This is a genomic window from Micromonospora musae (genome assembly GCF_003626635.1).
Lineage (GTDB): Bacteria > Actinomycetota > Actinomycetes > Mycobacteriales > Micromonosporaceae > Micromonospora > Micromonospora musae.
Genome location: NZ_RAZT01000003.1, coordinates 484091 through 505026, shown reverse-complemented (window position 1 = coordinate 505026; position 20936 = coordinate 484091). Strand labels below are relative to the sequence as shown.

General features: G+C 74.3%; 17 protein-coding genes. 9 read left to right on the top strand and 8 right to left on the bottom strand.

From position 1 onward, the window contains the following. Positions 1 to 16: 16 nt before the first annotated feature. The gene (locus D7044_RS08085) at positions 17 to 397 is read left to right on the top strand and encodes a VOC family protein (RefSeq protein WP_120678429.1); all 381 of its coding nucleotides are present in this window, start codon (positions 17 to 19) and stop codon (positions 395 to 397) included. Positions 398 to 597: 200 nt separating this feature from the next. On the opposite strand, the gene D7044_RS08080 is transcribed toward D7044_RS08085, so the two are convergent. Further along, the gene (locus D7044_RS08080) at positions 598 to 1098 is read right to left on the bottom strand and encodes a hypothetical protein (protein ID WP_120688406.1); all 501 of its coding nucleotides are present in this window, start codon (positions 1096 to 1098) and stop codon (positions 598 to 600) included. 208 nt (positions 1099 to 1306) lie between these two features. Between D7044_RS08080 and D7044_RS08075 the strand changes: the two genes are divergently transcribed. After that, positions 1307 to 2197, top strand: coding sequence for a Vgb family protein (locus tag D7044_RS08075; RefSeq protein ID WP_120688487.1), 891 nt, complete (start codon positions 1307 to 1309; stop codon positions 2195 to 2197). 69 nt (positions 2198 to 2266) lie between these two features. Here the strand turns inward: D7044_RS08075 and D7044_RS08070 are convergent, their stop codons facing one another. Continuing rightward, positions 2267 to 3142, bottom strand: a complete 876-nt coding sequence (locus D7044_RS08070) for a S66 peptidase family protein (protein ID WP_120678928.1) — start codon at positions 3140 to 3142, stop codon at positions 2267 to 2269. Between the two features lie 208 nt (positions 3143 to 3350). On the opposite strand from D7044_RS08070, the gene D7044_RS08065 reads away from it, so the two are divergent. From D7044_RS08065 to mptB (D7044_RS08045), 5 genes are read left to right on the top strand one after another with little or no spacing between them, the layout of a single operon-like run. Further along, positions 3351 to 4121: a type 1 glutamine amidotransferase gene (locus tag D7044_RS08065; protein ID WP_120678425.1), complete on the top strand. Its 771-nt coding sequence runs from the start codon at positions 3351 to 3353 to the stop codon at positions 4119 to 4121. Next, on the top strand, positions 4121 to 7336 hold the full coding sequence (locus D7044_RS08060; protein WP_120688405.1) for a bifunctional [glutamine synthetase] adenylyltransferase/[glutamine synthetase]-adenylyl-L-tyrosine phosphorylase: 3216 nt from the start codon (positions 4121 to 4123) through the stop codon (positions 7334 to 7336). Before D7044_RS08065 ends, D7044_RS08060 begins: the two co-directional genes overlap by 1 nt. Next, a complete protein-coding gene (locus tag D7044_RS08055) occupies positions 7248 to 8897 on the top strand; it encodes a hypothetical protein (RefSeq protein WP_147434600.1) in 1650 nt (549 codons plus the stop codon). The genes D7044_RS08060 and D7044_RS08055 overlap by 89 nt, the downstream gene beginning before the upstream one ends. A 52-nt stretch (positions 8898 to 8949) precedes the next feature. After that, positions 8950 to 10365 carry a polyprenol phosphomannose-dependent alpha 1,6 mannosyltransferase MptB gene (gene mptB / locus D7044_RS08050; RefSeq protein WP_120678419.1) on the top strand — a complete coding sequence of 472 codons (1416 nt, stop codon included), beginning with the start codon at positions 8950 to 8952 and terminating at the stop codon, positions 10363 to 10365. Between the two features lie 13 nt (positions 10366 to 10378). Then, positions 10379 to 11968 (top strand): polyprenol phosphomannose-dependent alpha 1,6 mannosyltransferase MptB, encoded by a 1590-nt coding sequence (gene mptB, locus D7044_RS08045; RefSeq protein ID WP_411710967.1) that lies wholly within the window; start codon positions 10379 to 10381, stop codon positions 11966 to 11968. A gap of 83 nt (positions 11969 to 12051) precedes the next feature. Here mptB (D7044_RS08045) and D7044_RS08040 read toward each other — a convergent pair whose 3' ends face one another. The 3 genes from D7044_RS08040 to glnA form a co-directional block, all read right to left on the bottom strand. After that, complete coding sequence (locus D7044_RS08040) at positions 12052 to 13041, bottom strand: hypothetical protein (RefSeq protein ID WP_120688403.1); 990 nt, start codon at positions 13039 to 13041, stop codon at positions 12052 to 12054. After that, the gene (locus D7044_RS08035; RefSeq protein ID WP_120688402.1) at positions 13038 to 13424 is read right to left on the bottom strand and encodes a PadR family transcriptional regulator; all 387 of its coding nucleotides are present in this window, start codon (positions 13422 to 13424) and stop codon (positions 13038 to 13040) included. Before D7044_RS08035 ends, D7044_RS08040 begins: the two co-directional genes overlap by 4 nt. A 99-nt stretch (positions 13425 to 13523) precedes the next feature. Then, positions 13524 to 14948 carry a type I glutamate--ammonia ligase gene (gene glnA / locus D7044_RS08030; protein ID WP_120688401.1) on the bottom strand — a complete coding sequence of 475 codons (1425 nt, stop codon included), beginning with the start codon at positions 14946 to 14948 and terminating at the stop codon, positions 13524 to 13526. 254 nt (positions 14949 to 15202) lie between these two features. Here glnA and D7044_RS08025 point away from each other — a divergent pair, with 254 nt between their 5' ends. Continuing rightward, positions 15203 to 15607 (top strand): RDD family protein, encoded by a 405-nt coding sequence (locus D7044_RS08025; protein WP_407663351.1) that lies wholly within the window; start codon positions 15203 to 15205, stop codon positions 15605 to 15607. Between the two features lie 102 nt (positions 15608 to 15709). On the opposite strand, the gene D7044_RS08020 is transcribed toward D7044_RS08025, so the two are convergent. The 3 genes from D7044_RS08020 to lipA all read right to left on the bottom strand — a co-directional run bounded on the left by D7044_RS08020 (position 15710) and on the right by lipA (position 19236). Next, entirely contained in the window at positions 15710 to 16399 is a 690-nt protein-coding gene (locus tag D7044_RS08020; protein WP_120678408.1) for a DUF4191 domain-containing protein, read from the bottom strand. Positions 16400 to 16464: 65 nt separating this feature from the next. Further along, positions 16465 to 18135 (bottom strand): hypothetical protein, encoded by a 1671-nt coding sequence (locus tag D7044_RS08015; RefSeq protein WP_120688400.1) that lies wholly within the window; start codon positions 18133 to 18135, stop codon positions 16465 to 16467. A 48-nt stretch (positions 18136 to 18183) separates the two neighbouring features. Continuing rightward, entirely contained in the window at positions 18184 to 19236 is a 1053-nt protein-coding gene (gene lipA / locus D7044_RS08010; RefSeq protein ID WP_120678404.1) for a lipoyl synthase, read from the bottom strand. Positions 19237 to 19600: 364 nt separating this feature from the next. Here lipA and aspS point away from each other — a divergent pair, with 364 nt between their 5' ends. Beyond that, positions 19601 to 20887, top strand: coding sequence for an aspartate--tRNA(Asn) ligase (gene aspS / locus D7044_RS08005; protein WP_120688399.1), 1287 nt, complete (start codon positions 19601 to 19603; stop codon positions 20885 to 20887). Positions 20888 to 20936 lie beyond the last annotated feature (49 nt).

Genomic DNA, 20936 nt, shown 5'->3' with positions numbered 1-20936 from the left:
GAACGGGAGGCCACAGATGACCATCGACAACGCCGTCACCTGGTTCGAGATCGGCACCGAACGGCCCGACGAGGCGCAGCGGTTCTACGGCGACCTCTTCGGCTGGAGCTTCACCGAGCAGGGGAGCGGGGAGGCGTCGTACCGGACGACCGAGGGCGGCGAGGGCGGGATCGGCGGCGCGATCCGTGGCACCGCCGGGACCGGGCCGAACTACGCGATCTTCTACGTGCAGGTGACCGACGTGGCGGAGACCTGTCGGCGGGCCGAGGCGGCGGGCGGCAAGGTGCTGGTGCCGACGAAGCGGAACGACAACGGGCTCACCTTCGCCCACATCCTCGATCCGGCCGGCAACCACGTCGGCGTCTTCACGCCGCCGCCGGGGCCGGCCGGCGCCTGACCGGTCGGCGGCGCGGACGGTGCTCCGCTGCCGCACCCCGGGTCGGCGGCGTGGCGGTGTCCCGTTCGACACCCCACGCCGCCGAACCCCGGGTCGGTCCGCGCGGCCCTGTTCGCCGCTCGCCGTCCGCCGGGCCCGTGCGGGTCCCGGGTTCGGCGGCCGGCCACATCCCGTACGTCGGCGGGCGAGGCCGTGGGCCGTCAGCTGCCGGTCGTGCCCTCGGGCGTGCCGCTGTCGCCGCGGTGACCGCCCCAACCGCCCCAACCGCCGTGGCGGCCGTGACCGCCCGGGCCGCCGGGGAAGACGCCGGCCTCGACGGCCTTGACGATCGCGTCGGCCTGCTCCTGGGTGAGCTTGCCGTCCTGCACCGCCCGGTCCAGGCGCTCCTTCAGCCGCGCCTGCCGATCCTCGGCGGACGGGCGCTGCGGCCGGTCGGCCTTGTGCTCGTCACGCAGCTTCTTCAGGGCGTCGGTCACCTTCCCCGTGGGCACGCCCAGCTCCTTGGCGAGCTCCTCGGCGAACTTCCCCTGGTGGTCGGCCGCCTTCTGCTGCTGATCGCCGTCAGTGGTGGTGCTGGCGCTCGGCGTCGGGGTGCCGCCGTCGGCGGCGAACGCCATGGTCGGAGCGGCGATGCCCACCCCGAGTACGCCCGCCGTGGCCAGACCGGCCAGCAGGTGCTTCTTCCTGATGCCGCGGGACATGGGTCCTCCAATTTCCTCGTCCTGATGCCCTGACCTCACCGACAGTGACCAGGGCGGCTTGGCGGCAGCCGTGGTGAGGCTGTCAGTCGGCTGGGAGTTCCGCCCGGGGACCGGACAAACGGGTTGCGTCGGTGCCGGAGCGTCGGCAGGGTTGGCCGGCGAACCGGGTGGCACCGTCGAGGCCCGGCCGGAGCCGAGGAGCAGCAGCGTGACCGACACCCCCATCCGGGAGTTCCCGGTGAGCGAGGCGGAAGCCGGCCCGTACGGCATCACCACCGGCCCGGACGGCGCGCTCTGGCTGACGCTGGTCCACGCCGCGGGTGTCGCCCGGGTGGGCGCGGACGGCGACGTCCGGACCTGGTCGTTGGGCGCGCCGGAGAGCCGACCGCTGATCATCGCGCCCGGCCCGGACGGCGCCCTCTGGTTCACCCGCTCCGGCGACGACCGGATCGGCCGGATCACCACGGCGGGCGAGCTCAGCGCGGTCACCCTGCCGCCCGGCACCGGCCCGTGCGGCATCGTCACCGGCCCGGACGGCGCGCTCTGGTACGCCGGAATGAACTCCGACACCGTCGGCCGGGTGACCACCGACGGCACGGTGACCACGGTCCCGCTGCCGCTGACCGGGGCGTTCGCGTCGATGGTCGCCGCCGGGCCGGACGAGGCGGTCTGGTGCACGCTCAACCAGGCGAACGCGCTCGCCCGCGTCGACCTGGACGGCGGTGTCACCGTTCATCCGCTGCCGACGCCGAACGCGGGGCCGGTCGGGATCAGCGGGGACACCGACGGGCTCTGGTTCGTGGAGATCGCCGCCGGCCAGCTCGGTCGGGTCGAGCCGGACGGCCGGATCCGGGAGTACGCGCTGCCGGACCGCTCCGCCCGGCCGCACGCGATCGTCGGGGACGGCGCCGGTGGGGCGTGGTACACCGAGTGGGGCGGCAACCGGATCGGTCACGTCGACGTGGCCGGCCGGATCGAGAGCTACGCGCTGCCCACCCCGAACTCGGAGCCGCACGGCCTCACGATCGCCTCCGACGCCACCGTCTGGGCCGCCCTCGAAACCGGCCACCTGGCCCACCTCACCCCACGCTCGGCGTGATCATGAGGTTGGCGGGGCCGAACCGGTCGACTCACCCCGCCAACCTCATGATCAACGGGGTGCGGTCGCTCAGCGGACGGCCGGGGTGACCGTGAGCGTGCCGGTGGTGGTGTCCAGGGTGGCCTCGGTGCCGACCGGCACGGTGAGCTGGCCGACGCCGTGGCCGATCGGCAGACCACCGAGCACCGGCACGCCGAGGTCACCGAGGCGCTCGGCGAGCACGTCCGCGACGGTCACCGGCCAGCCGTCCGCGCAGTTGGTGAACTGCCCGACCGCCACCGCGGCCAGGCCGTCGAGCGCACCGGCCCGGCGCAGCTGGGTGAGCATCCGGTCGACCTTGTACGGCGGCTCCTGCACGTCCTCGACGAGCAGCACGGCCCCGGTCAGGTCGGGCATGTCCGGGGTGCCGAGCGAAGCCGTGATCATGCACAGGTTGCCGCCGAGCAGCGGGCCGGTCGCGCGGCCGGGCACCCGCACCGCGAAGGTCTCCTCCTCGGCGACCGCGGCCACCGTCACCGGCTCGGTCGTCATCAGCGCGGCGTGCAGCGACTCGGCGGAGCGCAGCGGCGTCCGCTCGTCCGTCCACGCCGCCCCCGGCCCGTGGACGCCGGCCAGCCGAGCGCCCCGCCACAACGCGAGCTGGAGCGCGGTGACGTCGGAGAAGCCGGCCACCACCTTCGGATCCCGCCGTACGGCGTCCATGTCGATGGCGTCCACCACCCGCTGCGCGCCGTAGCCGCCGCGGGTGCAGATGACGCCGCGTACCCGGGGGTCGGCGAACGCCTCGTTCAGGTCGGCCGCCCGCAGCTCGTCCGCGCCGGCCAGGTAGCCCTGCCGGTCGTAGACGTGCGGCGCCAGCACGGGGCGCAGGCCCCAGCCGGTGAGCAGCTCGACGCCGCGCGCCACCCGCTCGGGGCGGGTCGGTCCGGACGGGGACACCAGCATCACCGTGTCGCCGGGGCGGAGCACGGGCGGGCGGAGGACCGTGAGGGCAGCGCTGGTCACAGCGGCAGAGCCTATCCCGCGCCTCCCACCGGCCCGCCTCCCGTCGCCCGGCAGGTACCCCGACGGGGGGCCCTGCGGGCCGCCACGTCGATGCCACCGGCCGGACGAGGGTGCGGGGCTCGGGGGCGCACCGGATAGCCTCGACTGCGTGGCAACCGCGTTGGTGATCGAGAACGACCCGAGCGACGAACTGGGCCGGCTGGGCGAGTGGCTGACCGAAACCGGCCTCGAGCTGTGGGTGGTGCGTCCGCACGCCGGCGACGAACTCCCCGCCGACCTGGAGGGCTACGCCGCGCTGGTGGTGCTCGGTGGGGCACAGCAGGCGTACCCCCTGCCGGACGGCTCGCCCGGCGCACCCTGGTTCCCGGCGCTGGAGGGCCTGCTGCGCAAGGCGGTACGGCACCGGGTGCCCACGTTGGCCATCTGCCTCGGTGCGCAGCTGCTCGCCGCCGCGCACGCCGGGCAGGTCGAGCGCAGCCCCTCCGGCCCGGAGATCGGGCCCGCGGTGGTGGGCCGGCGGGACGCGGCCGAGCAGGACCCGCTCTTCCGGTACGTGCCGCTCATCCCGGACGTCCTCCAGTGGCACGCCGACGAGATCACCGAGCTGCCGCACGGCGCGACCCTGCTGGCCGCCTCCACCCGCTACCCGCACCAGGCGTTCCGGCTCGGCGACCGGGCCTGGGGGCTGCAGTTCCACATCGAGTGCGACGCCGCCCAGATCGCCCGGTGGGCGGCCGACTCGACAGCTCTCGCGGAGCTGGGCTACGACCCGGAGCTGGTGGTGGCGGCCTGCGAGGCGGTGCTCGTCGACATCGAGGAGGTCTGGCAGCCGTTCGCCGCGCGGTTCGCGGCGCTGGCCCTCGGCGAGCTGGACGACGGCAGCGCCGCGCGTCGCAGCCTGCCCCTGCTCGGGCAGTGATGAGCCGGTCGACCAGCGCTCCCGGACGGCTCGCCCGGTACGGCTTCGGCACGGCTGAGGCCGACGGCGGCGTCCGCGCCGCGGACCTGCTCGGACCGGACGGCCTGGGCCTGTGGCGACCGGCCGGCCAGGAGCCCGTCGACGAGCGTGCGGCGGAGCTGCTCGCCGCGCTCTCCCGGGCGGCCGAGCCGGACCTGGCCCTGCGTCAGCTGCACCGCCTGGTGGAGGCCGAGCAGCGGGCGGCCGGGAACGCCGCGTCGACCCGCCCGGCCGCCACCACCGGCGCGAGCCAGGCCACCACCGATGCGAGCCGGGCCACCGCCGACGCGAGATCAGCCACCGCCGACGCGGCGGGTGCGGCCGCCGGCGACGGGAGGTCGGCCACCGCCGAGGGGAACGCGGCAGCTGGCGACGGGGCGGCCGGCATCGGGGCCGGTTCGACGCTGCTGGCGTCGCTGACCGCCGACGCCGGACTGCGCCGGCGACTGATCGCCGTGCTCGGCGCCTCGTCCGCGCTCGGCGACCACCTGGTGGCGAACCCGGAGCACTGGACCGTGCTGCGGACCAATCCCGACGGGTCGGCCCCGACCGCCGAGGGCCGGCTGGAGCCGCTCATCGGCGGCAACCCGATCGGCGGCGGCAACCCGATCGCCGCGCTGCGGCAGGCGTACCGGCTGGCGTTGTTGCGCATCGCGGCGGCGGACCTGACCGGCGGCCAGGAGCTGGAGCAGACCATGGCCGCGCTCTCCGCGCTGGCCGACGTCACCCTCCGGGCGGCGTACGGGCTCGCCGTCGGGGAGTTGCCGGAGGGCACACCCCCGCCGAGCCTGGCCGTGGTGGCGATGGGCAAGTGCGGCGGGGACGAGCTGAACTACGTCTCCGACGTGGACGTCATCTTCGTGGCCGCCTCCGACGACGACCTGGCCGCGGCCACCACGATCGCCACCCGGCTGATCCACATCTGTGGGCTGGTCGCCTGGCCCGTCGATGCCGCACTGCGCCCCGAGGGCAGCCGGGGACCGCTGGTGCGTACCCTCGCCAGCCACCTCGCCTACTACCGGCGGTGGGCCCGGACCTGGGAGTTCCAGGCGCTGCTCAAGGCCCGCCCGGCCGCCGGCGACCTGACGCTGGGGCAGGAGTGGATCGACCAGCTCGCCCCGCTGGTGTGGCGGGCCGCCGAGCGGCCGGAAGCGGTCGAGGACGTCCGCGCCATGCGCCGGAAGATCATCGACAACATTCCGCCGAAGGAGCTGGAGCGCGAGATCAAGCGCGGCCCGGGCGGGCTGCGCGACATCGAGTTCGCCGTCCAGCTGCTGCAGCTGGTGCACGGCCGGATCGACGAGTCGCTGCGCGAACCGGGCACCATCCCGGCGCTGCGCGCGCTGGTCGCCGGAGGCTACGTGGGCCGCGCCGACGGTGAGGCGCTGCTGCGCGGCTACCGCTTCCTGCGCGGCGTCGAGCACCGGCTCCAGCTGCAGGGCCTGCGCCGCACCCACACCGTGCCGACCGACCCGGGCGCGCTGCGCTGGCTCGCCGCCGCGCTGGGCTACACGGCCACCCCGGGCCGCAGCGCCGTCGAGGCGTTCCGCGCCGAGTGGGTCACCCACTCCGCCGAGGTACGCCGGCTGCACGCCAAGCTGCTCTACCGCCCGCTGCTGGAGGCGGTCGCCCGGGTGCCCGCCGACGGTTTGCGGCTCACCCCGGAGGCGGCCCGGCACCGTCTGGAGATCCTCGGCTTCGCCGACCCGGCCGGGGCGCTCCGGCACCTCCAGGCCCTCACCGGCGGGCTGAGCCGCACGGCGGCCATCCAGCGCACCCTGCTGCCCGTGCTGCTCAGTGAGTTCGCCGACGCGCCGGAGCCGGATCGGGGGCTGCTCAACTACCGGCAGGTCTCCGACAAGCTCGGCAGCACCCCCTGGTACCTGCGGCTGCTGCGCGACGAGGGCCCCGTCGCCCGCCGGCTGGCCCGCGTGCTCTCGTCCTCCCGGTACGCCGCCGACCTGCTGGCCCGGGAGCCGGAGGCGCTGCGGCTGCTCGCCGAGGAGACCGAGCTGACCCCGCGCCCCCGTACGGTGCTCTGCGAGGGCTTCGCCGCCGCGGCCGCCCGGCACAGCGACCCGGTCGAGGCGACCCGGGCGGTACGGGCGCTGCGCCGCCGCGAACTGGTCCGGATCGCCTGCGCCGACGTGCTGAGCCGGGCCGGCTCGCTGACCCCCGCTCCGCCCCGCGCGGACGGCGACGGGCGGGTCGCGGCGACGTTGACCGACGTCACGAGGGTCGGGGCCGCGCTGTCCGACGTCACCGACGCCACCCTGGCCGCCGCGCTGCGGATCGCTCGGGCCGCCCAGCCGACCCCGCCCGGGCTGCGTCTCGCGGTGATCGGCATGGGCCGGCTCGGCGGGTACGAGTCGAACTACCTCTCCGACGCCGATGTGCTCTTCGTCTACGACCCGCCGCCGGGGACGGACGAGAGCGCCGCCAGCGCCGCCGCGCAGGCCGTCGCCGAGGAGCTGCGCCGGCTGCTCGGCATGCCCGCCCCCGACCCGCCGCTCGGCGTCGACGCCGACCTGCGCCCGGAGGGGCGGCAGGGGCCACTGGTGCGCAGCCTCGCCGCCTACGCGCAGTACTACGCCCGCTGGTCCCGGGTGTGGGAGGCGCAGGCGCTGCTGCGCGCCCGGTTCGTCTGCGGCGACGCCGACCTGGCCGCCGAGTTCGAGGCGCTCGTCGACCCGGTCCGCTACCCGGCCGACGGGCTGACCCGCGAGCAGGTGGTGGAGATCCGTCGGATCAAGGCGCGGGTGGAGCACGAACGGCTGCCCCGGGGCGCCGACCCGACCACCCACACCAAGCTGGGCCGGGGCGGGCTCGCCGACGTCGAGTGGGCGGTGCAGCTGCTCCAGCTGCGCCACGGCGGGTCGCTGCCCGCGCTGCGCGGCACGCGTACCCTCGACGCGCTCGCCGCCGCCCGGGACGCGGGCCTGGTCGATCCGGCGGACGCCGCGGCGATGGCGGCCGGCTGGACGCTCGCCGCGCAGGTCCGCAACGCGCTCATGCTGGTCCGGGGCCGGGCCGGTGACCAGCTGCCCCGGCACGGCGTGGAGTTGGCCGGCGTGGTACGACTGCTCGGTGCCGACGACCCAGGCCAGTTCCTCGACGACTACCTCCGCACCGCCCGCCGCTCGCGGGCGGCGATGGAGCGGGTCCTCGACGCCTGAGCCCCGGCGCACCCTGCTCGGCACGCTCGTCGTGGCGCTGCTGCTCGCCGGCGCCTTCCTGCTCGCCCCGCCGATGGGCACCGACCTCTCCGCGCAGGTGGCCCGCGCCGTCTTCGCCGAGCGCCACGGGCTCGCCCCGGTGGACTTCTCGTGGTACGGCGGCGACGGCCAGTTCGGGTACAGCCTCTTCACCCAGTTCCTCGGTGCGGCGGTCGGCGTGCGGCTGGTCGGCGCGGTCGCGGCCGTGGTCTCGGCGGTGGCGCTGGCCTGGCTGCTCCTGCGCGGGCGGGCCCGCCGGCCGCTGCTCGGCGGGGTGCTCGGCGCGGCGGTGCTGGTGGGAAACCTGGCCAGCGGGCGGATCACGTTCGCGGTCGGCCTGACCTTCGGGCTCCTCGCGCTCTGCGCCGTGCACGCCACCCGGCCGCCCCGGTGGGCGCGCCTGCTGCTGGGGGCGGCGCTCGCGGCGCTCGCCACCTGGGGCAGCCCGGTGGCCGGCCTCTTCCTCGGCCTGGCCGGGGGAGCGCTGCTGCTCACCGACGCCTGGCGGGGCGGCCGGCCGCCCCGGCGCCCGAGGGCGGAGAATTTGCTGCTCTGTCTGGTGCCGGTGCTGGCCGTGGTGCCGATGGCGCTGCTCTTCGGCAACGGCGGGCGGCAGCCGTTCACCGCCGAGTCGATGCGGATCAACGTCGCGCTCGCCGTGGTGGTGCTCGCGCTCGTCCCGGTCCGGGTGCTGCGTGTCGGCGCGGCGCTGGCCGCGCTGCTGCTGGTCGCGGCGTACCAGGTGCCGAGCCCGATCGGCTCGAACGCGCTGCGCCTGCCGATGCTCTTCGCGCTGCCGATCGTCGCGGCGTTCGTGCCGTTCGGCGCACGCTGGCTCGCCGCCCTGCTGGCGGCGCTGGTGTGGTGGCAGTCACCGGTGATGACCAGTGATCTCACCCGGATGGGCTCCGCGCCCGCGTATGCGGCGTTCCACCAGCCGCTCCTCGACGAGCTGGGCCGCCGGGCGCCGGTCGGCCGGGTCGAGGTGGTACCGCTGCGCGACCACTGGGAGAGCGCGTACGTGGCGGCGGCCGTGCCGCTGGCCCGGGGCTGGGAGCGGCAGGTGGACGTGGAGCGAAACGCGCTCTTCTACGGCTCCGCGCTGGACCCCGCCGAGTACGGCGACTGGCTGCGGCGTAACGCGGTCAGCTTCGTGGCGGTCGCCCCGGACACCGCCCCCGACCGGTACGCGCAGGCCGAGGCGGCCCTGGTGCTCGCCGGCCAGCCGTACCTGCGGGAGGTCGCCCGGCCGGGGCGGTGGCGGCTCTACCAGGTGACCGACCCGGCGCCTCTCGTCTCCCCGCCGGCCACGCTGGTCGGCTCCACGCCGGCCGGGGTCCGGTTCAGCACCGACGCCCCCGGCGACGTCCTGATCCGGGTGCGCTGGAACCGTTGGCTCTCCCTCGACGGCGGCGCGGGCTGCCTGGCCCCCGGCCCCGACGGGTGGACCACCGTCCGGGCGGGCACCCCCGGCACGTTTGCGCTGACCAGCAGCCTGTCACCGGACGGGCGCTGCCCGTAGCGGCCACCGGCCCACCTGGGGGCCGGAAACCCGGGGCTGGCAGCATGTCCGGGTGCCTTCCCACCTCGCGCGCTGGACCGGCCTGGCCGGCTCGACGCTGCTCGCCGTCGTCGCCTTCCTCGGCGGCGCGATGCCGCACGGTGATCTGCGCCCGACCCCGCTCAGCATCTGGCAGGGGTCGTACGGGCCGGTGATCCTGATCGGCTGGGCCGTCGGCACCGCCGTGCTGGCGTACGCCTGGTGGTCGCTGCGCGACGGGGTGCCGTCGACCCGCTGGGCGCTGGTCACCGTCGGGCTCTGGCTGCTGCCGCTGCTCGTCACCCCGCCGCTGGGCAGCCGGGACGTCTACGCGTACGCCTGCCAGGGCGCCAGCTACGCCGCCGGCATCAACCCCTACGAGCAGGGCGTCTCCACCCTGCCCTGCCCGTGGCTGGACAGCATCTCCTACATCTGGCGGGACACCCCGGCGCCGTACGGGCCGCTCTTCGTGATGATCGCCGGTGCGGTGGTGAAGGCGACCGGCTCGCTCGTCGGCGCCATCGTGCTGTTCCGGCTGCTCGCGGTGGCCGGCATCGTGCTGACCGCGGCCAGCCTGCCGGCGCTCGCCCGCCGCTGCGGCGTACCGGCCGGCCGGGCCGTCTGGCTGGCGCTGGGCAGCCCGCTGATCGGCGTGCAGTTGCTCTCCGGCGCGCACAACGACGCCGCGATGGTGGGGCTGCTCATCGCCGGGCTCGCGGTGGTCGCCGCGCGTCCGGGCCGCCCCGGCATGCTGCTCGCCGGGGGCGTACTGCTCGGGCTGGCCGGCGGGATCAAGGCGACCGCGCTGGTCGTGGTGCCGTTCGCGGCGCTGGCGGCGATCGCCGGCGGGTTCTCCGTCCGGGCGCTGATCCGCGACGGCGGTTGGGTGGTGGGTGGCGCGGTCGCGACAGTGGTCGGGGCCACCTTCGCCGCCGGTCTCGACTTCGGCTGGATCAGCGGCCTGGAGCAGGGCGGCCTCGTGGTCGCCTGGACCTCGCCGCCCACCGCGCTCGGGCAGACCGTCGCCTACCTGGGGCTGCCGTTCGGCTGGCACGGCGATCCGCTGCCGGTCACCCGGGGCATCGGGATGGGCGCGCTGGCGGTCCTGCTGGTGTGGCTCTGGTTCCGGGCCCGCGACCGGGACCCGCTCTGGCACGCCGCGCTGGCGCTCACCGCCACGGTCGCGCTCGCCCCGCTCTTCCACCCGTGGTACTGGACGTGGCCCCTGGCGGTGCTCGCGGCCACGTCGCGGCAGCGCATCGGCTGGTTCGCCGTGGTCGCCCTCGTCTCGGCGTTCCTGGTGCTGCCGGACGGCACCGGGCTGCCCCGCTACACCAAGACGGTCGGTGCTCCGCTGATGACGCTGTTGGTGATCGTGGTGGTGGTCCGCTTGGTACGTTCGGCTCGGGCGACCCGTCAGCCGGTCGCCGCCACCGTCGGCACGGACTGAGGAGGCCACGCCGGTGACCGGACCCGGCGTGCCGCCGCCCGGGTCCGACCGTCGGGACGAGCCTCGCCCGGCCGCCGCGACTCGTGCCCGGTACGCCGGACTGGCCGGCGCGGTGCTGCTCGCGATCGCCGGATACCTCGGCGGTGCGCTGCCGACCGTCCGGTCGGGCGTCACCCCGGTGACCATCTGGCAGGGCCCGCACGGGCCGCTGATCCTCGGCGCGTGGCTCGTCGGCACCGCGCTGCTGGTGGGTGCGTGGTGGTCGCTGCGCCGGGGCGTGCCGTCGACCGGGTGGGCGTACCGCACGGCCGGGCTCTGGGCGCTGCCGCTGCTGGTCACCGCGCCGCTGGGCAGCCGGGACGTCTACTCGTACGCCTGCCAGGGCTGGGCGTACGCGCACGGCGTCGACCCGTACGTCACGGGGGTGGCCGACGCGGGCTGTCCCTGGGTGGAGAGCGTCGCGCCGATCTGGCGGGACACTCCCGCCCCGTACGGCCCGGTCTTCGTGCTGCTGGCCGCGCTCTCCGTGGTGCTGGGCGGCGGCCTGACCGGCACGATCGTGCTGCTGCGGCTCTTCGCGCTGGCCGGGGTGCTGCTGGTCGCGCTCTGCCTGCCGGGTCTGGCCCGGGCCGCCGGGGTGCCCGCCCGCCAGGCGGTGTGGCTGCTGCTCGCCTGCCCACTGGTCGGCGTGCAGCTGCTGGCCGGGGCACACAACGACGCGGTGATGCTGGGCCTGCTCCTACCCGGTCTGCTGGTGCTGCTCCGCCGGCCGGGCCGCCCCGCCGCGCTGCTGTTCGCCGGGGCGCTGCTCGGGCTGGCCGTGGCGGTGAAGGTGACCGCGGTGGTGGTGCTCCCGTACGCGGCCTTGGCGACCGTGCCCGGCCGGCTCACCGTACGCGCCCTGCTGCGCGACGGCGGCTGGCTGGCCGGCGGGGCGCTCGCGGCGCTGGCCGGCTGCTCGCTCCTCTCCGGCCTCGGGCTCGGCTGGGTCGGCGGGTTGAGTCGCAGCGGTGACTCGGAGCAGTGGACCTCGTTGCCGACGGCGCTGGGCTTCGTCGTCGACTACGTCGGGGCGCTCGCCGGCCGGGATCCGGACGCGGTGCCGGTGGCGCGGGCGGTGGGCGTGCTGCTGCTGGCCGGGGTGTTGCTGCTGCTCTGGTGGCGGGCCTGGACGGCGCTTCGCCGGTCGGAGGGCGTCCGGCAGTGGGAGGCCCAGCCGGTCGCCGCCCGCCCCCGGGTGGCGCTGTACGCGGCCGGGCTGGCGCTGGCCGCCACGGTGGTGCTGGCCCCGGTGTTCCACCCCTGGTACGCCACCTGGCCGCTGGCTCTGCTGGCGATCGGCGCGGGTGGCGACCATTCTTCGGACGTTCCGGTGCGGGTGGGCACGGGGAGGTCCTACCTCGCGACGCGGACCAGCTGGTTCGTGCTGCCCTGCGCGGTCGTCGCCTTCCTCACCCTGCCCGACGGCACCAACCTGGCCCGGTTCACCAAGGCCCCCGGCGCGATAGCGATGACCGCCCTGGCCCTGACCCTCCTGGTCCTCGCCCTCACCCGCTGGTCCGGCTTCCGCGCGCCCGCCCCGCCCGACTCCTCGCCTCGTTGATCATGAGGTTGGCGGCGGAATGCGAGATCGGACAGCCGCCAACGTCATGACCAACGGGACCGGTTCGGTGGGGAGGATCGCATTCAGCGCGGGGAGCCGCAGGTGGGACAGGTGTGGGCGGTTGGGAGGTTGGCTGATCGCAAGGGGCGGTTGCGGGCCGCACGTCCAGCGGTCAGCGCGACCCACAACACTGTCACGTTCAGCGCCACGACCGCGGCAGCGGTGACGGCGAACGTGGCGGTGTCCTGCGGGTTCCAGTCGAGCGTTTTTGCGGTCAGGAAGGCCAGCGGGCGCAGCGACAGCAGGCCGACCGGGGCGATGAGCAGCAGCATGGACCACAGCCCCCGCCGATCGCCGCGGAGCACCAGCGCCACCGCGATCAGCATGGCCACCACGAGAACGGCAGGTGCGGCGGTGGTCAGCGCTGTTCCCGGATCACCCCAGCGGTACGACCAGTCGCCCAGCCCGTGAGCCGTCGAGGCGACGGCTGCCGCCGCGGCCGCGAGTGGCGGCAGCCGGAGCCGCCAGCCGCCACCCGTCGGCAGCGCGAGTGCCAGCAGGCCCAGGACCATCTGGGGCAGGAGCACGAACAACGGCGGCCGCGGTACGCCGGCGATCACGCTGCCCGGCACCACCGCCACGGTGACCGCCAGGGCGAGCCCCACGGCGACCCGCGCCCACCGGGCGGGTGCGACGGCGGCGACCACGGCCGCGAGCAGCCACGCGACCCAGCAGGCAACGCCGACGGTGGCGAACGGGCCGAACTCCACCCAGTCCACGGTCGGTGCGGTGGTTTCGGCGGTCGCCCAGGTACCCGCCACGGCGGCCGCGGCGGGAAAGGCGAGCAGGGCCGCGAGGCGTACGCCCGGGATCAGGTCGGCGGCCCCGGCGGCCCGCAGCCGCTGGCGCAGGCCGCCGCGGAGCAGGTCCGCGGCGTCGGCGGGGGAGGGCCAGCGCTGTCCCTGCGCGGCGAGGTCGAGGTACGTGCCGACGATCTCGGCGCCGCGCGAGCGGCGGTAGTCGGCCGGGTACGCGCGCAGCAGGCGCAGGTAGCGGCGCTCCAGGTCGCTCATGCCGGCCCTCCAGCGAGACGTGGCGTGCCGGTGCCGGCGGCGCGACGCGGTGTGCCGGGGTTGGTGGCCCGGTTGCGCAGCCGTTCGGTGGCCGCCGCCACGTTGCGGCGAAGTCGTTCGGTCTCGGCGCTGAGGGTGGCCTCGCCCTCCGGGCTGAGGCGGTAGTAGCGACGTAGCCGGCCGTCGACGATCTCCTCCCGGTCGACGTCGACCAGGCCGGCGTCGACCAGCCGGTCGAGTGCGCCGTAGAGGGTGCCGGGGCGTAGCGAGACACGGCCGTCGGAGAGGGTGTCGACCTCGCCGATCAGGCCGTAGCCGTGCATCGGGGCGGCGGCCAGCGCGGTGAGGATCAGGAAGGTGGGTTCGCGTAGCGGAGTGTCCACGCCGCCAATATATCGGACCCGAAGGTATGCCGGAAGGCGATACAAGACCGGGCCGGCTCCGCAGCGATGCGGAGCCGGCCCGGCCGGAGGAGGTTCGAGTCAGCAGTCGAAGTACATGGCGAACTCGTGCGGGGTCGGGCGCAGCCGCACCGGGTCGACCTCGTTGGTCCGCTTCCACTCGATCCAGGTGGAGATCAGGTCGGGGGTGAAGACGCCACCCTCGAGCAGGTAGTCGTGGTCGGCCTCGAGCCGGTCGAGCACCTCCGACAGCGAACCCGGCACCTGCTTGACGTCGCCCCACTCCTCCGGCGGCAGGTCGTACAGGTCCTTGTCGATCGGCGCCGGTGGCTCGATCTTGTTCTTGATGCCGTCCAGGCCGGCCATCAGCATCGCGGCGAAGGCCAGGTAGACGTTGGCCGACGGGTCCGGCACGCGGAACTCGACGCGCTTCGCCTTCGGGTTGCTGCCGGTCACCGGGATGCGGGTGCAGGCGGAGCGGTTGCGCTGCGAGTAGACCAGGTTGACCGGTGCCTCGAAGCCCGGCACCAGGCGGCGGTACGAGTTGACCGTCGGGTTGGTGAAGGCGAGCAGCGACGGCGCGTGGTGCAGCAGACCGCCGATGTACCAGCGGGCGGTGTCCGACAGGCCGGCGTAGCCGGTCTCGTCGTAGAAGAGCGGCTCACCGTTGAGCCAGAGGCTCTGGTGGGTGTGCATGCCGGAGCCGTTGTCGCCGAAGAGCGGCTTCGGCATGAAGGTGGCGGTCTTGCCGTTCGCCCAGGTCTCGTTCTTCACGATGTACTTGAAGAGCTGGAGCTGGTCGGCGGCGTGCAGCAGCGTCGAGAACCTGTAGTTGATCTCGGACTGGCCGGCGGTGCCCACCTCGTGGTGCGAGCGCTCCACCGTGAAGCCGCCGTCGACGAGCCGGCGCACGATCTTGTCGCGCAGGTCGGCGTAGTGGTCGACCGGGGGCACCGGGAAGTAGCCGCCCTTGTAGGGGGTCTTGTAACCGCGGTTGCCGCCCTCCTCCTCGCGGCCGGTGTTCCAGGCGCCCTCGATCGAGTCGATGTAGTAGAACGACTGGTGCGCGGAGGTCTCGTGGCGGATCGAGTCGAAGATGTAGAACTCCGCCTCGGCCCCGAAGTACGCGGTGTCGGCGATGCCGCTGGCCGCCAGGTACGCCTCGGCCTTCTTCGCCACGTTGCGCGGGTCGCGGCTGTAGGCCTCGCGGGTGAACGGGTCGTGGATGAAGAAGTTCAGCGCGAGGGTCTTCTGCGCGCGGAACGGGTCGATGAAGGCGGTCGCCACGTCCGGGAGCAGGAGCATGTCCGACTCGTGGATCGCCTGGAAGCCGCGGATCGACGAGCCGTCGAACGCGAGGCCCTCGGTGAAGATCTGGTCGTCGACGGACTCGACCGGCAGGTTGAAGTGCTGCATCACACCCGGCAGGTCACAGAAGCGTACGTCGACGAACTTCACGTCCTCGTTCTTGAGGTAGCGCAGAAGTTCCTCGGGGTTGGCGAACACACTTCCTCCTGGCACGTCCACTGGTGGCTTAGGCTTCTGGCGACGTTATGGCGGGGGGGTTGCCCGGCCGTGTCTTCAGTGTTTCTGCCGTGTTACGTCCCTCGCGGAGCGTCATCGGTGCTGGTGGAAACGCTCGATCGCTCCGATCGTGGCGGCGTTTTGCGGCAATCCTAAACACTGGCACCTCGATTGTCCGAATTGGCGGGTAGGTCGTGCTGGTCCGCTCCGGCCGGTGGCGGACCCGCTGGTTACCCTTGACCGCTGTGACCAACCCGCGTGACCCGCATCCGGTGCCCCCCGCCGTCGACCCCTCGTTCACCCCGCCCACGCTGGGCCGGCGGTTCGGCGCACTGATCATCGACTGGGTGCTCTGCCTGCTCGTGGCGGGGATCTTCGCCGACCCGGTCAGCGACGGGTGGGCCCCCGTCCTCGTGCTCGTCCTCGAGTACGGCTTCTTCCTCGGCCTCTTCGCCCAGACCCCGGGCATGTACATCACCCGGATCCGCTGCGTCTCCTGGTCCGACGGCGGCCGGATCGGGGTGTTCCGCGGGCTGCTGCGGGGCCTGCTCCTCGCGCTGGTCGTACCCGCCCTGATCATGGACTCGCACCGCCGTGGCCTGCACGACCGGGCGAGCGGCTCGGTCGTCACCTCCGTTTGAGAGACTGTCGGGAAACCCTGCCACGGGGTTTCCCGACAGTCTCTGAGACAGGGAAAGGAGCCGGACCCGTACGGGTCCGGCTCTTCGGCGGTACGACCGGGGTCAGCGGCCCCGGGTCTGGCGGAACGCGCCCCGCGGCGGTCGCATGTTCTTCGGGATCGCCCCCTTGGGCAGCTGCGGCCGCGCGCTCAGCGCCTTGAGCCGCTTGTCGAGTGCGTTGACGTCCTTGCCGCTGAGGTTGCGCGGCAGCCGCATCAGCGTGGTCCGCAGCTTGCGGATGGGCAGCTCGTCCTCGCCCTGGCCGATCACGTAGTCGTGCAGCGGCGCCGAGCCGATGACCTTGGCCAGGCGGCGCTTCTCCTGGCCGAGCAGGCCGCGTACCCGCTGCGGGTTCCCCTCGGCCAGCAGGATCACGCCCGGCCGGCCGATCACCAGGTGGATCATGTCCATCTGGGTGGTGGAGCTGACCGCCGGGGTCACCCGCCAGTCGCCGCGCATGCTCTCCATGATCTGCGCCGCCGCTCCGGGTTGCCCCTCGGCGGCATTCATCATCGCGCTGTTCGAGCGCAGGTTGAGCACGATCAGCACCGCGAGCAGCGTGAACAGGATGCCCAGCGGGATGAAGATCCAACCCCAGAGGATCGTGGCGACCACGGTCAGCGCGATCGGGATCAGCACCGCCGCGGCGACCAGCGGGGCGAACCACCGGTCCTGCTTGGCGGTGAACTGGAACACCATCCCGATCTGCTTCAGCCGCTGGCCGAACGAGACCTTCTCCTGGGGCTTTGCCATGCCGCAGAGTCTAGTGGTCTCGCCGGGTGCGGGTGATCCGCGTCCTGGGTCAGCGCCCGCAGCCGTCAGGAACGCGCGAGGTAGATGCGGTAGCCGTCGATGGTGATCAGGTCGAGGCTCCCCGGTGCGGCGCGCAGGCGCTCGTCCAGCCGGGCCGCGAGCGGGGAGCCGGTCGGCGCGATCCAGGCCGGCGCCGCCGACGCCGCCACCGCCCGGCGGTACGGGGCGTACCGGTCGTGGCCGGGGCGCAGCTCGTCGTCGACCACCGCGCAGACCACCTCCTCGCCGCTGGCGAAGGTGAGCCGGTTGCAGGTCCAGTAGCCGCCGTAGACGTGCCGGACGCCCAGCTCACGCAGCGTGCCGACCAGTTCGGTGTGCCGGGCCTCGGCGGCTCGGGCGGCGGGGGCGGTGCCGGCCGCGCGGTACGTCGCGTAGCCCGTACCGGCCACGGTCGCCGCCAGCACGGCGGCCGCCAGGATCCCGACGACGCGTCGACCGGGACGCCGTGACCGCCCGTCGGTCAGCCGGCGGGCGGCGCGCCACAGCGGCCAGAGCAGCGCGGGCAGGGAGACGAGCAGGCAGGAGAGGTAACGGGAACTCTCCACGGGAGTCCGGCCCGCCGAACCGCTCAGCGTGTACGCGACCAGCGTGGCCGTGCCCGCCGCGACGAGCGCGAGCCGCAGGGCCGCCCCGACGCGGCCGTTCGCCGGCGCGTCGCCGGCAGCTCCTGGACGTGCGGCACCGCCGTCCCCGACGTGATCGGCGCGGCCCGTTCGCAGCGCGCGACCGGCGGACACCGCCCCGACGACGAGCAGCACCGGCAGGGCGAGTGCCCACCAGAGCTGCCCGGTCGCGCAGTTGCCGGGGGAGCAGAAGCCCATGCCCAGCGACGGGCCGAGCAGCAGGCCACCGTGCAGCCGGTCCGCCCAGCCGGCCGGCGCGTCGGCGCCACCCCCCGCCGCGGCGAGTACGGCGGCGAGCGGGTTCCGGCCGGTCGCCAGGCTGTGCCCGAGCAGGGGCGCGGCACCGACCAGGACGGCGATCCCGAGCACCGCCCCGGCCCGCGCCCGCAGTTCCCGCCAGCGGAACGCCACGAGCACCGCGCCGACGCCGAGCACGTACGGCAGCACGAGCGGATCCACCCAGAGCATCAGCCCGGCGAGGAGACCCCACGCCGTCCACCGGGGCAGCCGGCGGCCCGGCCGGCCGGCGCAGAGGTCGTACGCGAGCAGCGCCAGCGCGGCGGCGGCCGGGCTCATCTCGGGGTAGCCGCCACCGGCGATGAGCTGATTCTTGACGATCCGGTCCGAGCCGAGCGCGAGCAGCGCCACCACCAGCAGCGCGAACCACCGGTCACCGGTCAGCCGCAGCGTCAACCGCCAGGCGAGCAGCGCGAAGGCTGCGTAGAGCGCCACCGTGACCAGGCGCAGGCCGAAGAGCGACGGCCCGGTCAGCGCGAGCACGGGCGCGGCCAGGTACGCCTCCAGCGTCCCCATGTAGGACTGCCCGTAGAACCACACCGGGAAGTCCTGCCCGCGGGCGATGTGCAGCGCGGCCAACCCCATGGTGGCCTCGTCGCTGTTGGTCGCCGGAGCGCCGAAGGCGAGCAGGGCCAGCCGGTAGCCGACCCCGGCGAGCAGCGCCACCACGGTGAGTAGCACGGGCAGCCGGGCTCGGCCGGCGGCCGGTAGCCCGCCACGCGCGTCGTGGGTCTCCTGGCGTACGCCGGCCGTCATGACCTGATCATGGCACCCGCCGGCCGGAAGGACCGGCAGCGGCGCGGATCAGCCGGCGGTGACGACCGGGCTGGCGTCGCGGGCGGCGAGCGCCTGCTGGTAGAGCCGGCCCGCCCGGTACGACGAGCGCACCAGCGGCCCACTCATGACGCCCGCGAAGCCGATCTCCTCGGCCTCCGCGCTCAGCTCCACGAACTCCTCGGGCTTGACCCACCGCTCGACCGGGTGGTGCCGGGGGCTGGGGCGAAGGTACTGGGTGATGGTGATCAGCTCGCACCCGGCCTCGTGGAGGTCACGCAGCGCCTGGGACACCTCGGCCCGCTCCTCGCCCATGCCGAGGATCAGGTTGCTCTTGGTCACCAGCCCGTCCGCGCGGGCCTGCCGGATCACGTCCAGCGACCGCTCGTAGCGGAACGCCGGCCGGATCCGCTTGAAGATCCGCGGAACGGTCTCGACGTTGTGGGCCAGCACCTCGGGGCGGGAACCGAACACCTCGGCGAGCTGCTCGGGAACCGCGTTGAAGTCGGGGATCAGCAGCTCCACGCCGCAGCCGGGCTGCAACGCGTGGATCTGGCGGACGGTCTCGGCGTAGAGCCAGGCGCCGCCGTCGGGCAGGTCGTCGCGGGCCACGCCGGTGACCGTGGCGTAGCGCAGGCCCATCGACACCACGGACTCGGCGACCCGGCGCGGCTCGTCCGCGTCGAACTCGGCCGGCTTGCCGGTGTCGATCTGGCAGAAGTCGCAGCGGCGGGTGCACTGGTCGCCGCCGATGAGGAAGGTGGCCTCCCGGTCCTCCCAACATTCGTAGATGTTGGGACAGCCGGCCTCCTGGCAGACGGTGTGCAGCCCCTCGCGCGAGACGAGCCCGCGCAGCTGGGTGTACTCCGGCCCCATCTTGGCCTTGACCTTGATCCACGGTGGTTTGCGCTCGATCGGCGTCTCGGCATTGCGGGCCTCGATCCGCAGCATGCGCCGCCCCTCTGGGGCGGGCGTCGCGGTACGCGCGGCCTGGCCGGTCGTCGGCGCGGAGTGCTCGATCGTCACGAAACCGAGCCTACGCCCGACGGCGGCTGTCGATGTAGCGCGGGCGACCGGCGTCACGTCCCCAGGCCTTGTGACGCCGAACACCGGCCCCGCCGAAAACGTTGTCACATCTCGCGATGATCGGTGTTAGTGTCCTCGGCAATTGCGACGACGGAGCCGAGTAGCGGCCCGCCCGCCAGTGCAGAGAGCCGCCGAAGTGCTGGAAGGCGGTCTGGCGACGGGCTCGTGAAGACCCTCCCGAGCAGCGGGAAGAACGGCGCGCCACGAAACGGCGACGTCCAGTAGAGCCCGCCGGCTGGCCCACGTCACGGGCGACGAACGAGGCTCCCGCCCAGGCGGGGGCGAAGGTGTGGTGGCACCGCGAGGACCCGCTCGCCCGCACCTCCCGGGATCGCGTTGCGATTCGACGAGGAGGTACACCGTGCAACGCATCCTCTCCACCCAGCTCTCCGCCCACATCGGTGCGACCGTCCGGACAGCCGGCTGGGTGCACCGTCGCCGGCTGCTCAAGTCGGTGGCGTTCCTGATCGTCCGGGACGCCGCCGGGCTGTCGCAGGTGGTGGTGACCGACCCGGCGACCCGCGCCCAGATCGAGGCGCTGACCGAGGAGACCGTCGTCGAGGTCACCGCCACGGTGGTGGCGAACACGACGGCGCCCGCCGGGGTCGAGCTGACCGACCCGGTGGTACGTCCGCTCGGCCCGCCCGCCGTACCGCCACCGTTCGACCTGTACCGCCCGGTGCTGACCGCGAGCCTGCCCACCCAGCTCGACCACGCGCCCACCGCCCTGCGTCATCCCCTGCGCTCGGCGGCGCTGCGCGTGTCGGCGGCGAGCGTGGCCGGCTTCCGGGCCGCGCTGGACTGCCGCGACTTCGTGGAGATCCACACGCCGAAGGTGGTGAGCTCCTCCACCGAGTCCGGCGCGAACGTCTTCGAGCTGGACTGGTTCGGTCGTCCCGCGTACCTGGCCCAGTCGCCGCAGTTCTACAAGCAGCTGATGGTCGGTGTCTTCGAGAAGGTGTACGAGGTGGGCCCGGTCTTCCGCGCCGAGCCGCACGACACCGTCCGGCACCTGGCCCAGTACACCTCACTCGACGTCGAGCTGGGCTTCGTCGCCGACCACCGGGACGTGATGCGGGTGCTGCGCGACGTCCTCGCCGGCATGCTCGGCAGCGTGGCGCAGCGGGCCGTGGGAGCGGTGGCCACCCTCGGGATCGCGCTGCCGGCCGTGCCGGAGGAGATCCCGGCGGTGCACTTCACCGAGGCGCTGAAGATCGCGGGCGCGCCCGCCGACGAGCCGGACCTCGCCCCGGCGCACGAGCGGGCGCTGGGGGAGTGGGCCCGCCGCGAGCACGGGTCGGACTTCCTCTTCGTCACCGGGTACCCGATGGCGAAGCGACCGTTCTACACCCACCCCGACCCCGCCCGGCCGAGCCACAGCAACGGCTTCGACCTGCTCTTCCGGGGGATGGAGCTGGTCACCGGCGGGCAGCGGCTGCACCGGCACGCCGACTACCTGGCGGCGCTGGCCGCGCGGGGTGAACCGGTCGAGCCGTACGCCGGCTACCTGGACGCCTTCCGGCACGGGATGCCGCCGCACGGCGGTTTCGCGATCGGCCTGGAGCGGTTCGTCGCCCGGCTGACCGGCGCGGCGAACGTCCGCGAGGTCACCGCCTTCCCCCGCGACCTGCACCGCCTGACCCCCTAGTACGCAGAATTCGTCGAGGGCGCGGGTAAACCTGCCCGCGCCCTCCGCC